Origin of the sequence: Novilysobacter erysipheiresistens, from assembly GCF_036663935.1 — a bacterium.
Taxonomy (GTDB): domain Bacteria; phylum Pseudomonadota; class Gammaproteobacteria; order Xanthomonadales; family Xanthomonadaceae; genus Novilysobacter; species Novilysobacter erysipheiresistens.
This window is the reverse complement of sequence record NZ_JAXGFP010000005.1, coordinates 25132-40009: the sequence shown is the minus strand read 5'-3', so window position 1 is coordinate 40009 and position 14878 is coordinate 25132. Positions and strand designations below refer to the sequence as shown.

13 protein-coding genes and 1 riboswitch are annotated in these 14878 nt (G+C 70.2%); of the genes, 2 read left to right on the top strand and 11 right to left on the bottom strand.

Going from position 1 to position 14878, the window contains the following annotated elements; translation table 11 throughout:
- Window positions 1-86 precede the first annotated feature (86 nt).
- From leuB to SNE34_RS10105, 11 genes are all read right to left on the bottom strand, one after another.
- Window positions 87-1166, bottom strand: a complete 1080-nt coding sequence (leuB, locus tag SNE34_RS10155; RefSeq protein WP_332616892.1) for a 3-isopropylmalate dehydrogenase — start codon at window positions 1164-1166, stop codon at window positions 87-89.
- Complete coding sequence (leuD, locus tag SNE34_RS10150) at window positions 1156-1752, bottom strand: 3-isopropylmalate dehydratase small subunit (RefSeq protein ID WP_332616890.1); 597 nt, start codon at window positions 1750-1752, stop codon at window positions 1156-1158. Before leuD ends, leuB begins: the two co-directional genes overlap by 11 nt.
- Entirely contained in the window at window positions 1752-3212 is a 1461-nt protein-coding gene (gene leuC, locus SNE34_RS10145) for a 3-isopropylmalate dehydratase large subunit (protein ID WP_332616888.1), read from the bottom strand. Before leuC ends, leuD begins: the two co-directional genes overlap by 1 nt.
- 30 nt (window positions 3213-3242) lie before the next feature.
- A complete protein-coding gene (locus SNE34_RS10140; protein ID WP_332616887.1) occupies window positions 3243-4796 on the bottom strand; it encodes a 2-isopropylmalate synthase in 1554 nt (517 codons plus the stop codon).
- The gene (locus SNE34_RS10135; protein WP_425604503.1) at window positions 4793-5926 is read right to left on the bottom strand and encodes a threonine dehydratase; all 1134 of its coding nucleotides are present in this window, start codon (window positions 5924-5926) and stop codon (window positions 4793-4795) included. Before SNE34_RS10135 ends, SNE34_RS10140 begins: the two co-directional genes overlap by 4 nt.
- Entirely contained in the window at window positions 5926-6834 is a 909-nt protein-coding gene (locus SNE34_RS10130) for an aminotransferase class IV (RefSeq protein WP_332616886.1), read from the bottom strand. Before SNE34_RS10130 ends, SNE34_RS10135 begins: the two co-directional genes overlap by 1 nt.
- Entirely contained in the window at window positions 6825-7061 is a 237-nt protein-coding gene (locus SNE34_RS10125) for an ACT domain-containing protein (protein WP_332616885.1), read from the bottom strand. The genes SNE34_RS10130 and SNE34_RS10125 overlap by 10 nt, the downstream gene beginning before the upstream one ends.
- Window positions 7045-8769: an acetolactate synthase 2 catalytic subunit gene (gene ilvG, locus SNE34_RS10120; protein WP_332616884.1), complete on the bottom strand. Its 1725-nt coding sequence runs from the start codon at window positions 8767-8769 to the stop codon at window positions 7045-7047. Before ilvG ends, SNE34_RS10125 begins: the two co-directional genes overlap by 17 nt.
- Window positions 8769-9773: a ketol-acid reductoisomerase gene (gene ilvC, locus SNE34_RS10115; RefSeq protein ID WP_332616883.1), complete on the bottom strand. Its 1005-nt coding sequence runs from the start codon at window positions 9771-9773 to the stop codon at window positions 8769-8771. Before ilvC ends, ilvG begins: the two co-directional genes overlap by 1 nt.
- A gap of 116 nt (window positions 9774-9889) precedes the next feature.
- Window positions 9890-11644, bottom strand: a complete 1755-nt coding sequence (gene ilvD, locus SNE34_RS10110; RefSeq protein WP_332616882.1) for a dihydroxy-acid dehydratase — start codon at window positions 11642-11644, stop codon at window positions 9890-9892.
- Window positions 11645-11761: 117 nt separating this feature from the next.
- Window positions 11762-11923 (bottom strand): hypothetical protein, encoded by a 162-nt coding sequence (locus SNE34_RS10105; RefSeq protein ID WP_332616881.1) that lies wholly within the window; start codon window positions 11921-11923, stop codon window positions 11762-11764.
- Window positions 11924-12070: 147 nt separating this feature from the next.
- Window positions 12071-12168, top strand: a riboswitch (TPP riboswitch).
- A 54-nt stretch (window positions 12169-12222) separates the two neighbouring features.
- On the opposite strand from SNE34_RS10105, the gene thiC reads away from it, so the two are divergent.
- Both thiC and SNE34_RS10095 read left to right on the top strand, forming a co-directional pair.
- On the top strand, window positions 12223-14100 hold the full coding sequence (gene thiC, locus SNE34_RS10100; protein WP_332616880.1) for a phosphomethylpyrimidine synthase ThiC: 1878 nt from the start codon (window positions 12223-12225) through the stop codon (window positions 14098-14100).
- A 38-nt stretch (window positions 14101-14138) separates the two neighbouring features.
- Complete coding sequence (locus SNE34_RS10095) at window positions 14139-14840, top strand: ion channel (RefSeq protein ID WP_332616879.1); 702 nt, start codon at window positions 14139-14141, stop codon at window positions 14838-14840.
- The last annotated feature ends 38 nt before the right edge of the window (window positions 14841-14878 follow it).

Genomic DNA, 14878 nt, shown 5'->3' with positions numbered 1-14878 from the left:
CACCTTGTAGGAGCGACGTGAGTCGCGAACGCGCAGCCATCGAGTTGCTTGCAATGTCGCGACTCGCGTCGCTCCTGCAAAAGTCGCTAGTCGCGCATGCGGACCGGGCAACCCTCGGCTTGGAGTTGCGCGAGCACCGCGTCGGTGACGGCCTCGGTGCCCAACGTGCCCCCGAGGTCGGCAGTGAACACGTGCGCATCCAGCGCCCGCGACACCGCCTGTTCCACCGCGGCGGCTTCGTCCTCCAGCCGCAGCGAATGGCGCAGCAGCATGGCGACACTGAGGATCGCCGCGTACGGATTGGCGATGCCGCGGCCGGCGATGTCCGGCGCCGAGCCGTGGATCGGTTCGTACAGGCCGACACCGCCATCGCCGAGCGAGGCCGATGGCAGCAGGCCGAGCGATCCGGCCAGCAGCGCCGCCTCGTCGGTGAGTATGTCGCCGAACATGTTCTCGGTGACGATCACGTCGAACTCGCGTGGTCGCGCCAGCAGGTGCATCGCCATCGAGTCGACCAGCTGGTGTTCCAGTTGCACGTCGGCGAACTCCTCGGCATGGACGCGGGTCGCGACCTCGCGCCACAGTCGCGAGGTCTCCAGCACGTTGGCCTTGTCGACCGAGACCACCTTGCCGCGACGCGCGCGGGCCAGCTTGCAGGCGCGGCGGATCACCCGTTCGACCTCGGCCACGCTGTATTCGCACAGGTCGCTGGCCGCGGTCGCGCTGCGTTGCTTGTCGCCGAAGTAGATGCCGCCGGTCAGCTCGCGCACCACCAGCAGGTCGACCCCGACAAGCAGGTGCGGCTTGATCGGCGAGGCGTCCAGCGCGGCCGGGTGCGGCTTGACCGGGCGCAGGTTGGCGTACAGGCCTAGCTCCTTGCGCAACGCCAGCAATCCTTGTTCGGGGCGTACCGTGGCCTGCAGGTTTGCCCGCTGCGGTCCGCCGACCGCACCGAGAAGTACCGCGTCGGCGCGACGGCAGGCAGCGAGCGTGTCCGCCGGCAGCGGTTCGCCGCAGGCATCGATCGCGGCGCCGCCGATCAGGTGCGGGTGGATCGCGAACGTATGGCCGTGGTGGGCGCCGACTTCGGCCAGCACCCGGGTCGCGGCGCGGGTGACTTCCGGGCCGACGCCGTCACCGGGCAGGACGACGATTTCAGCACGCATGGTGGGTATTCCTTTCGGCAGTGTTTTCGTAGCGGTCGATGGCGGGAGCCTGCTTGAGCAGGTAGCCGAGCTGGTCGACGCCATCGAGCAGGCAGGCCTGGGCGAAGCCGTCGAGCGGAAATTCGACGCGGCGGCCGTCGGGCAGGGTGACCTCGCGCGTGGCGACATCGATCCGCAAGGTGATGCCGGGACGAGCGAGCAGTTCGTCGACAATGGCCTCGTCCAGCACGATCGGCAGCAGCCCGTTCTTCAACGCGTTGCTGCGGAAGATGTCGGCGATCTGCATGCTGATGACCGCGCGCACGCCGAGGTCGAGCAGCGCCCATGGCGCATGCTCGCGCGATGAGCCGCAACCGAAGTTGCGACCGGCGACGAGGATCTGCGCGCCGGTGCTGGCAGGGTCGTTGAACGGGAATTCCGGGTTCGGGCTGCCGTCCGCATGCACGCGCCAGTCGGCGAATGCATGCCGGCCGAGGCCGTCGCGCCCGGTGGTGGTGAGGAAGCGCGCCGGCATGATCTGGTCGGTGTCGATGTTGCGCTCGCGCAGCACCACGGTGGACGAGGCCAGTTTGGTGAAAGCCTGCATCAGATCGTCTCCATGGCGACGGCCGGCTTGTGTCGGTGTCCGTGCGCGGGCGCAACGGCGGGAAGGTCGCGCGGGTCGGCGATCGCGCCGGCAATCGCGCACGCCGCCGCGGTCAGCGGCGAAGCCAGCACCGTGCGTGCGCCCTTGCCCTGGCGGCCCTCGAAATTGCGGTTGCTGGTCGACACCGCTAGCTGGCCGTGGCCGACCAGGTCGCCGTTCATCGCGATGCACATCGAGCACCCCGGTTCGCGCCATTCCGCGCCGGCCGCTCGCACGACCACGTCGATGCCCTCGGCCTCGGCCTCGCGCTTGACCCGGGCCGAGCCGGGCACCACCAGCATCCGCACGCGCGGATGCACGCGGCGGCCGCGCAACACCGTGGCCGCCTGGCGCAGGTCGCCCAGGCGCGAGTTGGTGCAGCTGCCGACGAACACCACGTCGACCGGTTGGCCGAGCATCGTGGCTTGATCGGCAAAGCCCATGTAGGCGCGCGCCTTGGCGTCGTCGTCGCCGCTTCCGATCGGCAGGCGTGCATCGATCGCGGTGACCTGGCCGGGGTGGGTGCCCCAGGTGACGGTCGGCGCGATCTCGCTGGCGTCGATATGCACCTCGCGATCGAAACGCGCCCCGGGGTCGCTCGCCAAGCCACGCCAACGTTCGACCGCGCGGGCGAACGCGTCACCGTGCGGCGCCCGCGCGGTGTGTGCGAGATAGTCGAAGGTGACCGCGTCCGGCGCGATCAGCCCGGCGCGCGCACCGGCCTCGATCGACATGTTGCAGACGGTCATTCGTTCGTCCATCGACAGCGCGTGAATGGTGCTGCCGCGGTACTCGATCACGTGGCCGGTGCCACCGTTGACGCCGATCACGCCGATCACGTGCAGGATCAGGTCCTTGGCGGTGACCCCGGGCGCGAGCGCACCATCGATGGTGATCGCCAGCGTCTTCGGCTTGCGTTGCAGCAGGCACTGGGTCGCCAGCACGTGGCCGACCTCGCTGGTGCCGATGCCGAACGCCAGCGCCCCGAACGCGCCGTGGGTGGCGGTGTGGCTGTCGCCGCAGACGATGGTCATGCCGGGCTGGGTCAGGCCGAGTTCCGGGCCGATCACGTGGACGATGCCGCGATGGGCGCTGTCGAAGTCGAACAGTTCGATGCCGTGGCGCGCGGCATTGCCGCGCAGGGTCTCGACCTGCGCTTCGGCCTCGGCATTGGCATAGGGCAGGCGACCATCGGCGTCGGCCGGCAGGGTCGGGGTGGCATGGTCGAGCGTGCCCTTGGTGCGGTCAGGGCGGCGCACGGCCAGGCCGCGCGCGTCGAGTTCGGCGAACGCTTGCGGCGAGGTGACCTCGTGGATCAGGTGCAGGTCGACATACAGCACCGCCGGTGCGGCCTCGGTTTCGGCGCGCACCAGGTGCGCGTCCCACAGCTTGTCGAACAGGGTTCTGGGGGGAGTGGTCATGGGCTTTGATGGTCGCGGTGGGGAAGGGGTTCAGGCGGTGGCGGCGATCGGCTGCGGGCGACGCGAACGCAGCACCCGGTTGGCGATCTCCAGCCATGCCAGCGCGCTGGCTTCGAGGATGTCGGTGCTGGTGCCGGAGCCGGTCAACTCGGCGCCGTCGACACGGGCGGTGACGCTGGCCTGGCCCTGGGCGTCGTCGCCGGTGGTGACGCTGGAGACCTGGTAGCCGGCGACATCGAGTTCGATCCCGGTCGCGCGGGCCAGCGCTGCGAACAGCGCATGCACCGGGCCGTCGCCGACCGCGGCCTCGTTGAGCAGCGCGCCGTCGGGGGCGACCAGCTGCACGCTCGCGGTCGGTACGCTGTCGTCGGCGACGCCGGTGCTGACGTGGGCGCGGGCCAGCCGGTGGCCGCGCGGGGCCTCGGAATCGCTGCCGAGCAGCAGCGACTCGAGGTCGGCGTCGAACACTTCGCGTTTCTTCTCGGCCAGCGCCTTGAAGCCGGCGAACACCGCGTTGAGCTGTGCCTCACCGACCGCGAAGCCGAGCGTGCGCAGGCGGTCGGCCAGCGCCGCGCGGCCGCTGTGGCGACCCAGCACCATCTGCGACTGGCTCCAGCCGACATCCTCGGGACGCATGATCTCGTAGGTGCCGCGGTGCTTGAGCATGCCGTGCTGGTGGATGCCGGCCTCGTGCGCAAACGCGTTGTGGCCGACGATCGCCTTGTTGCGTTGGACGCCCATGCCGGTGATCCGCGACAGCAACCGCGAGGTCGCGACCAGTCGGCGGCTGTCGATGCCGGTGTGCGCGTTGAAGTAGTTGCGGCGCACGTTGAGCGCCATCACCAGTTCTTCCAGTGCGCAGTTGCCGGCACGCTCGCCGATGCCGTTGATGGTGCACTCGACCTGGCGCGCGCCGCCCTCGATCGCGGCGAGGCTGTTGGCGACGGCGAGACCGAGGTCGTTGTGGCAGTGCGCGCTGAGCACCGCGCGGTCGGGATCGCGCAGGTGCGTTCGCAGGTACGCGAACAGCGCGCGGATCTCCGCCGGGGTGGTGTAGCCGACGGTGTCGGGCACGTTGATGGTGCGCGCGCCGGCCGCGATCGCGGCGTCGAACACCTCGATCAGGAATTCCGGCTCGGTTCGCAGCGCGTCCTCGGCCGAGAACTCGACGTCGTCGGCGTGGCTGCGGGCCAGTTCCACCCCCGCCACCGCGCGTTCCAGCACCTGTGCCTTGTCGAGCCCGAGCTTGTGCTCGCGGTGCAGCGGGCTGGTCGAGATGAATACGTGGATGCGTGGCGCGGCGGCGCCCTCGAGCGCGCGCGCGCAGGCCTCGATGTCACCCGGGTGGCAGCGTGCAAGCGCGGCGATGCCGGCGCCGCGGACTTCTCGTGCGATCACGCGGGTGGCATCGAGGTCGGCCGCGGAACTGGCCGGGAACCCCGCCTCGATCATGTCGACCCCGAGCTCGGCGAGAGCGTGGGCGAAGCGCAGCTTCTGCGTTGCGTTCATGCTGCAGCCCGGCGATTGCTCGCCGTCGCGCAGGCTGGTGTCGAAGATGCGCACGCGCGCGGTCGGATCGTTCATGCGATCAACTCCTGGTCGGGCGCGTGCATGGCAACGGCCACGCGCGGGGAAGGGGTGGCTGCCGGGACGCGGAAGATCGTGGTGATGGCCGGCTCCAGCGGTGGCGCCGACAACTCGCGCTGGCGACGCCGCGGCCGCCGCGGCGCGCGCGGACGTACCTCCGCCAGCAGTTGCGCGAGCACGCCGGCATCGAGGTTGCCGCCCGACACCACCGCGCACTTGCGTTTGCCGGCGATCCGGCGGCCGGCGGCGAGCGCGAGTGCGCCGGCGCCTTCGGCGATGACGTGTTCTTCCAGCGCCAGACGTACCAGGGTTTCGCGCAGTTCGGCCTCGCGTACCACCACGATGTCGTCGAGCAGGTCTTCGAGCACGCGTTGGGTGAGATGGCCGGGTTCCTTGACGCGCACGCCGTCGGCCAGCGTCGCCGCCGGTTCGCGCAAGCTGCGGTCGCCGTGCAGCGCGCGCCGCATCGAATCCACGCCTTCGACCTGCGCGCCGATCACGCGCACGCGCCGGTTCGCGTTCGGCGCCGACAGGCATGCCCATTTCAGCGCCAGCGCGACCCCGGCGGCGAGGCCGCCGCCGCCGATCGGCACCAGCACCGTGTCCGGCGCCAGCGCCGCCAGTTCCAGGCCGACCGTGCCTTGCCCGGCAATCACGTCGGCGTCGTCGAACGCCGACAGCAGGCGGTAGCCGTTGCGCGCCGCCAGTTCTGCCGCGAACGCCTTGGACTCGTCGAAGCTGTCGCCGTGCAGGCGGATCGTCGCGCCCCAGTGGGCGACGCCGGCGACCTTGGTCTGCGGCGCGTTGCGCGGCATCACCGTGATCGCGTGGACGCCGAGCCGGTAGGCGGCCCAAGCCAGGCCTTGGGCGTGGTTGCCGGCGGAGGCGGCGATCACCGGACGGGTGTCGCCGCGTTCGCGCGCCGCCAACAACGCGTTGAGCGCGCCGCGGACCTTGTAGGAGCCGGTGCGCTGCAGGTTCTCCAGCTTGAGCCAGCAACCGAAGCGCTCGGCATGGTGCAGCGGCGTCGGCGCCAGGTAGCGGTGCAGGCGCGCCTGCGCGGCCAGCACGTCGGCGGCGCCGACGCTGCTGCCAGGGTTGCGGGCGGTGGCCACGTCGCCGTCCATCAGACTGACGTCAGCCAGGCGCCGTGGCCCGGCTCCTCGCCGCGCACCACGCGCGCGTACAGCGCCGCCAACTCGCGAGTGACCGGGTTGTCGCCGAATTCGCGGCGGTCCAGCGCCTTGATCGCGGTGACCTCGGCGGCGGTGCCGCAGACGAACACCTCGTCGGCCTCCAGCAGTCCGCCGAGGGTGACCGGTCGCGATCGCGCCCCGGACAACGTGATCATGGTGTCGCGGGTGATCCCCGGCAGCGCGTCGCGGTGTTCGACTGCCGTGACCCAGCCGCCGCGCACCATGAACACGTTGGCGCCGGTGCACTCGACGACGAAACCGTCCTCATCGACGAACAACGCCTCGTCGAAGCCGCGCGCCTTGGCTTCGCGCTTGGCCAGGATCGAGTTGACATAGCCGCCGCACAGCTTCAGCGGGGGCAGCGACGAGGCCGGGTTGCGACGCCACGGCGACACGGTCAGGCGCGTGTGGTTGCCGCCGAGGTGGACCACGTTCGGCATCGTCGCGACCATCAGGTGCTGGCTCAACGCCGCCACGTCCAGGCCGATCGAACCGGTGCCGAGCCACGCCAGCGGGCGGATGTAGGCATCGCGGTGACCGTTGGCGCGCAGCGTCTGCAGCGTCGCCTTGGTCGCCTGCGACACGTCAAGGTCGATGCCGAGCAACTCGGCGCCCTTGCGCATGCGCTCGAGGTGCTCGTGCAGGCGGAACACCGCCGCGCCGTCGCGCGTGGCGTAGCTGCGGATGCCCTCGAACACGCCGGTGCCGTAGTGCATCGCGTGGGTGGTCAGCGGCGCCTGCAGTGCGTCGGTGCGTACCAGCGCGCCGTCGAACCACAGCATCGGCGCGTGGGTTTGCGGGCGCGTGGTGGCCGGCGCCGACGCTGCGATCACCGACATGGTGAGACCTCCACCGACAAACAGTCGTAGAGCTTGGCGAGCTGGCTGCGCAGGTTGTCGTGGTCACGCTCGCCCTCGACGGTCAGGCGCAGATGCCAGCGGTCGCCGTCGGCCTGTGTTTCGCCGTCGACCGCGAGCGGGCGGAAGCCGCGGCGTTCAGCCGCGCCGAGCACCCGCGTGAGCGCGCCTTCGGCGTGGCGCAGGGTGAGATCAAGCTGGTAGCGCATGGCGGGAGTCCTCGGCGGTGGGGGTGGCGGCGGAGGTGGCGTCGAGCATTTCCGCGTTGTTGCGGTTGGGCGGCACCAGCGGCCAGACGTTGGCGGCCTGGTCGATGGCGACGTGCAGCAGTGCCGGGCCGGGCGCGGCGAGCAGGTGCCGCAGGGCATCCTCGACCGCATCGGCGCGATCGACATGCAGCGCCTGGACCCCGAACGCGGCGGCAATCGCGCCGAAGTCGGGGTTGTCGGACAGGTCGACCTCGGAATAGCGCCGGTCGAAGAACAGTTCCTGCCATTGCCGGACCATGCCCAGCGCCTGGTTGTCGAGCAGCACGATCTTCACCGGCAGGCCGTAGCGGCGCAGCGTCGCCAGCTCCTGCACGTTCATCAGGAACGAGCCGTCGCCGCTGACGCACACCACCTGCGCGCCGGGCTGCTGCAGTTGCGCGCCGATCGCCGCCGGCAGGCCGAAGCCCATCGCGCCGAGCGCGCCGCTGGTGAGGTGCTTGCGCGGATCGTCGAAACGCCAGTGCTGGGCGACCCACATCTGGTGCTGGCCGACATCGCAGCTGACGATCGCGGCCGGTGCCAATTCCGATAGCCGCTTCAGCAGCGCCGGTGCGTACACCGTGTCGCCGGGGGCGTCGTAGCGCGCGGCGTGTTCGCGTGCGCGCTGTTGGCAGGTCGCGCGCCAGTCGCGGCGCGCGGCGCCGTGGCGGCCGTGCAGGTGGGCCGCGCAGGGCAGGGTCAGCGTGGTCAGGGTGTGGCGGATGTCGCCGCACACGCCGACATGGGCGTGGCGCAGCTTGCCGATCTCGCAGGCGTCCAGGTCCAGGTGCACGACCCGGGCGTTCGGCGCGAACTCGGCGAGCTTGCCGGTGGCGCGGTCATCGAAACGCGCGCCGACCACGATCAGCAGGTCGGCCTCCTGCACCGCCAGGTTGGCGGCGCGGCTGCCGTGCATGCCGAGCATGCCGAGGTTCAACGGATGCGTCGCCGCCAACGCGCCGAGCCCGCGCAGGGTCAGCACGGTCGGGATCTGGGTGGCATCGACGAAGGTGCGGAACGCCGCCACCGCGTCGCCGAGGGCGATGCCGCCGCCGCCGTAGATGACCGGCTGGCTGGCCTGCGACAGCAGCGCCAGCGCGGCGTGCAGCCACGCATACGTCGGTGGCGCGACCGCGTCGACCGGCAGCGGCGCGTGCGCCGGCAAGTGCGCGGCATCGCCGACCTGCACGTCCTTGGGCAGGTCGATCAGCACCGGGCCGGGGCGGCCGGAGCGGGCGATCCGGAAAGCCTCGGCGAGCATCCGCGGCAGATCGTCGACCCGCCGCACCAGGAAGCTGTGCTTGACGATCGGCAGGGTCATCCCGAACACGTCCAGCTCCTGGAACGCATCGGTGCCCATCAGCGCGGTCGGCGCCTGCCCGGTGATGACCACCATCGGCACCGAGTCGAGCATGGCATCGGCGATGCCGGTGACCAGGTTCGACGCGCCGGGACCGGAGGTCGCCACGCACACGCCGACGCGCCCGCTGGCCCGCGCATAGCCGTTGGCCGCGAACGCGGCGCCCTGCTCGTGGCGGACCAGCACGTGCTTCAGGCCCGAGCCGTACAGGGCATCGTAGAACGGCATGATCGCGCCGCCCGGATAGCCGAACAGCGTGTCGACGCCTTCGGCGGCGAGGGCCTGCACCAGCCAGCGGGCGGCATTCATCACGCGGCGGCCTCGGCCGGTTCTGCCGCCGGTGCAGGCTGCGGCGACGCCGACAGCCACTTCATGTTCGCGCGCAGGCGCTGGCCGACCTGTTCGATCGGATGGTCGAGGTCGGCCTGCTTCAGCGCCTTGTAGTTGGCGTTGCCGGCGGCGTACTCGGCGATCCACTGGCGCGCGAACGTGCCGTCCTGGATCTCGGCGAGCACCTTGCGCATCTGCGCGCGGGTGTTGTCGTCGACCACGTAGTTGCCGCGGGTCAGCGCGCCGTACTGCGCGGTCTCGCTGATGAATTCGTGCATGCGGGTGACGCCGCCCTCGTAGAACAGGTCGACGATCAGCTTCAGCTCGTGCAGGCACTCGTAGTAGGCGACCTCCGGCTGGTAGCCGGCCTCGACCAGGGTTTCCCAGCCGGCCTGCACCAGCTTGGTGGCGCCGCCGCACAGCACCGCCTGCTCGCCGAACAGGTCGGTCTCGGTTTCTTCCTTGAACGTGGTCTTGATCGCGTTCTGGCGCGCGCCGCCGATGCCGGCGCAGTAGGCCAGCGCGAGCTGCCCGGCGTTGCCGCTGCTGTCCTGGTGGACCGCGTACACCGCCGGCACGCCGCGGCCGATCTCGTACTCGCGCCGCACCAGCGCGCCCGGGCCCTTCGGCGCGACCAGCACCACGTCGAGGTCGGCGCGCGGCGCGATCTGCTGGTAGTGGACATTGAAGCCGTGCGCGAACAGCAGGCAGGCGCCCTGCGCGATGTTGGGTTCGATGACCTCGCCGTACAACTGCGGCTGGACCATGTCGGGGGTGAGCACGGCGACGATCTGCGCATCCCTGACTGCGTCGGCCGGGGGCTGGACGGCGAAGCCGTCGGCGCGGGCCTTGAGCTCGGTCGGGCCGCCGGGACGCAAGCCGACGGTGACCTCGAAGCCGGAGTCGCGGAGGTTCAGCGCATGCGCGCGGCCCTGGCTGCCGTAGCCGACGATGGTGATGCGGGGATTGGGGGTGCTGGTCATGGTGGTGGTTCTCGGTGGTTGGATGGATGGGTCGTTGTAGGAGCGGCTTCAGCCGCGATCTGGAATCGGTCGCCCGCGCCGGCTCACGATCGCGGCTGAAGCCGCTCCTACAGGGGTCAAGCGGGGATTGGTTCGCGCGTCGTGGTCGGCGACTTGGCGGTGTTGTCCACCAGCGTGCTGGCGATGCGGCGGCTGTCGTCGAGTGGGCCGGGCGTGGTGACCGCACCACGCGACGCCGATCCGACCAACTGCGCGTACTTGGCCAGCACGCCGGTGGCTACGCGCGCAGCGATGCGCACGGGCTCGCGCGCGACGAGGTCGGCATCGACATCGATGCGGCGGGTGGCGACATCGATGCGCACGCGATCGCCATCGCGCAGCCGCGCGATCGGACCACCACGCGCGGCCTCCGGGGCGACGTGGCCGACCATGAAGCCGTGGGTCGCGCCGCTGAAGCGGCCGTCGGTCAGCAGCGCGACATGGTTGCCGAGGCCCTGGCCGACCAGCGCCGCGGTCACCGCCAGCATCTCGCGCATGCCGGGGCCGCCGGCCGGGCCTTCGAAACGGATCACCACCACGTCGCCGGCGGCGATCCGCCGCGCCTGCACCGCCGCGAACGCGGCCTCCTCGGAGTCGAACACCCGCGCCGGGCCTTCGAACCGTTCGCGTCCATGGCCAGCGAGCTTGACGATGCAGCCCTCGGGGGCGAGGTCGCCGTACAGGATCGAATAGCCGCCGCGCGGCTTGATCGGGTCCGCAACCGGACGGATCACGTCCTGTGGTCCGGCTGCGGGAAGAGTGTCCAGCTCCGTGAAGAAGGAGCGCCCGGTGACGGTCGGGATGTCCGCGATCAAGCCGGCGACGCGCAACTCGCGCGCGACCAGCGCGGTGCCGCCAGCGGCGAACAATTCCGCCGCGGTATGGCGCCCGCCCGGCTTGAGGTCGGCGATCACCGGCGTGCAGGCGGCCGCCGCCTCGAACTCGTCGAGCGCGAAAGCGATACCGGCCTCGTGCGCGATCGCCAGCAGGTGCAGCACCGCGTTGGTCGAGCCGGCGGTGGCGGAAACCGCGCGTGCGGCATTGCGCAACGCAGCCGACGACAGCAGTGCGCGTGGCAACGGACCGCCGTCGCGCAGGCGCTGCATCACCAGTTCGCCGCAGGCGCGCGCGGCGGCCGGCTTGTCGGGGTGGATCGCCGGAATGTCGTTGAGCTGCAATGGCGACAGCCCGAGGAAGGTCAGCACCATCGCCATCGTGTTGGCGGTGAACTGGCCGCCGCAGGCGCCGGCGCCGGGGCAGGCGTGCGACTCGATGCGCTGCAGCTCGGCATCGTCGATGCGGCCGGCCGAATGCGCGCCGACCGCCTCGAACACGTCTTGCACGGTCAGCGCCCGGGCGCTGCCATCCGTGCCCGTGCCCGTGCATTGGCCCGGCATGATCGTGCCGCCGTAGAGGATCACCGTCGGGATGTCGAGCCGCGCCGCCGCCATCGCCGCCGCCGGCAAGGTCTTGTCGCAGCCGACCAGCAGCACCATCGCGTCGAGGCAGTGGCCCGACACGGCCAGCTCGATCGAATCGGCAATCGTCTCGCGCGACGCCAGCGACGCACGCATGCCCTCGCTGCCCATCGCGATGCCGTCGGTGACCGCGATGGTGTTGAACTCGACCGCGGTGCCGCCGCCGGCCTGCACGCCGGCGCGCACGTGGCCGGCGAGGTCGCGCAGGGTCAGGTTGCACGGCGACACGTCGGTCCAGGTGTGGACCACGCCGACAAAGGGCTTGGCGATGGCGGCGTCATCCAGCCCGGTGGCACGCAGCATCGCGCGGGCGGGGGCATGGGCGGGGCCGTGCTTGATGGCGTGGCTTTTCACGAAGGGGTTCCTTGCGGGCTTTCCAGCGATTCCCGGAAAGCGGAAAACAAAAAACCCCGCGCCTTTTCAGGGCGCGGGGTTCAGGTTCTTGTTACCTGGGTTTGTGTGACCGACTAGCTACACATACCCGAACCCCGCGCCGAGTTGGACGGTAATAAGGGTAATAAGTACGAGTACGGAGGCGACAACGGGTGCGAGGTCGAGCGCGACACGCAGCGAAACCGACACGCCGGCGGGCGTGGCCTGGTTCGTCTGCGGGAAGTTGTTGCGCTGCGTCATGGGCCGAGAGGAACACGGTCTTTTTGCGCCTGTCAAGTGGTTTCGGCGAAACCCAGCCGCGGCAATGCCATTCGCCACCGTCCGGGTGCAACCACCGTGCCGAAATTGCGCGCAACTGGCCCCGTGGCCGCGCCCATGCTCCAATGCGCGCTGAAGCGGGGGTACCGGCGCGTTGGCCGGTTGAGACAGTCCCTTCGAACCTGATGCGGTTGAGACCGCCGTAGGGAAGCTTCGCCGGACCGGCCCTGCCGTTGGTCCGTGCGCCGCCGCTTCGTCCACGCCGCCACAGGACGAACGCCATGAATGCCATCCCCTCCGAACTCCAGCAGCAGGCCGAGCAGCTCTCGGCCGACGTCGTCCGCCCGATCCCCGGCTCGCGCAAGATCCATGTCGAAGGCTCGCGTCCCGACATCCGGGTGCCGATGCGCGAAATCACCCTGGCGCCGACCTCGACCCTGTTCGGTGGCGAGGACAACGCGCCGCTGGCGGTGTACGACTGCTCCGGCGCCTACACCGATCCCGATGCGACGATCGATCTTGCGCGCGGCCTGAGCCCCCTGCGCGCCAGTTGGATCGCCGAGCGCGGCGACACCGAGGTACTCGCCGGGCTGTCATCGGAATTCGGCCGCAAGCGCGAGCACGACCCGAAGCTCGACGCCGTGCGCTTTGGCAGCCGCCTGCAGCCGCGCCGTGCGCTCAATGGTGCCAACGTCACCCAGATGCACTACGCCCGCCGCGGCATCGTCACCCCGGAGATGGAGTTCATCGCGATCCGCGAGAACCAGCGCATCGAAGCGATCACCGAGGCGCACCTGCTCAGGCAGCACCCGGGGCACAGCTTCGGCGCCAACATCCAGAAGCTGATCACCCCCGAGTTCGTCCGCGACGAGGTCGCCCGCGGCCGCGCGATCATCCCCAACAACATCAACCACCCGGAAAGCGAGCCGATGATCATCGGCCGCAACTTCCTGACCAAGGTCAACGCCAACATCGGCAACAGCGCCGTGAGTTCGGGGATCGCCGAGGAAGTCGAGAAGCTGGTCTGGTCGATGCGCTGGGGCGCCGACACCGTCATGGACCTGTCGACCGGCAAGCACATCCACGAGACCCGCGAGTGGATCATCCGCAACTCGCCGGTACCGATCGGCACCGTGCCGATCTACCAGGCGCTGGAGAAGGTCGACGGCCGCGCCGAGGAGCTGACCTGGGAGATCTTCCGCGACACCTTGATCGAGCAGGCGGAGCAGGGCGTGGACTACTTCACGATCCACGCCGGCGTGCTGCTGCGCTACGTGCCGCTGACCGCCAAGCGCGTCACCGGCATCGTCTCGCGCGGCGGCTCGATCATGGCCAAGTGGTGCCTGGCGCACCACCGCGAGAGCTTCCTCTACGAGCACTTCGAGGACATCTGCGAAATCATGAAGGCCTACGACGTCGCCTTCAGCCTCGGCGACGGCCTGCGTCCCGGCTCGATCGCCGACGCCAACGACGCGGCCCAGTTCGGCGAACTGGAAACCCTCGGCGAACTGACCAAGATCGCATGGAAGCACGACGTCCAGACGATGATCGAAGGTCCCGGCCACGTGCCGATGCAGCTGATCAAGGAGAACATGGACAAGCAGCTGGAGGTCTGCGGCGAGGCGCCGTTCTACACTCTCGGCCCGCTGACCACCGACATCGCCCCGGGCTACGACCACATCACGTCCGCGATCGGCGCGGCGATGATCGGCTGGTACGGCTGCGCGATGCTCTGCTACGTGACCCCGAAGGAGCACCTCGGCCTGCCCAACAAGAACGATGTGCGCGAAGGCCTGATGGCCTACAAGATCGCCGCGCACGCGGCCGACCTGGCCAAGGGCCATCCGGGAGCCCAGGCGCGCGACAACGCGCTGAGCAAGGCGCGTTTCGAGTTCCGCTGGGAGGACCAGTTCAACCTCGGCCTCGACCCCGAGCGCGCGTCCGAATACCACGACGAAACCCTGCCGAAGGACGCCCACAAGTCGGCGCACTTCTGCTCGATGTGCGGCCCGCACTTCTGTTCGATGAAGATCACCCAGGACGTTCGCGACTACGCCGCCGAACACGGGGTCGACGAGCAGGTCGCGCTGGCCGAGGGCATGGCGGAAAAGGCCTCGGAATTCCGCGCCGCCGGCGCCGAGGTCTACCGCAAGGCCTAGCCTCCCGTTGGCGGCGGTTCTGCGGCAAACTCGCGCCCATGCCCATGAGCTATCACGGTTTCCTCTACCGCCGGTGGGAGTTCCTCGCCCGGCGGCACCCTTCGGCGGTGCTGCTCGCGGCGCAGCTGGCCAGCCTGCTGTTGTACCCGGTGTTCGACGGACGCCACAGCGGCCGCGCGTTGTTCGGCGCGTTCGGCGTGCTGTTCCCGCTGCTGGCGGTGTGGGTGGTGTCGCGCAGCCCGGCGGTCAAGTGGGTGGCGTGGCTGGTCGCGGTGCCGTCGATCCTGGCCTCGGTGGCCTCGATCACGCTGGGCAACGACACCCTGCTGATCGTGTCGTCGACGCTGGAGGCGGTGTTGTACTTCTATGCCGCCGGCGGGCTGATCGCCTACATGATGAGCGACCACGTGGTCAGCGCCGACGAGTTGTTCGCCGCCGGCGCGACCTTCACCCTGATCGCCTGGGGGTTCGCGTTCGCGTTCCTGGTCTGCCAGATGCTGGACCCGGGCAGCTTCGTCAACTCGCTGGACCCGGAGTCGCCGCGCCGGCCGTGGATCGAGTTGCTGTTCCTGAGTTTCACCAACCTGTCGGCCACCGGCCTGGCCGACGTGGTGCCGGTCAGCTCGATGGCGCGGGTGCTGGTGATGCTGGAGCAGTTCGCCGGCGTCGGCTACCTGGCCATCGTGGTATCGCGGCTGATCGGCCTGACGCTGGCGCGCGCACGCGAGGTCGGACACTAGCGCCGACCCGCGTCCGCGGTAAAATCCGGAGCTGCGGG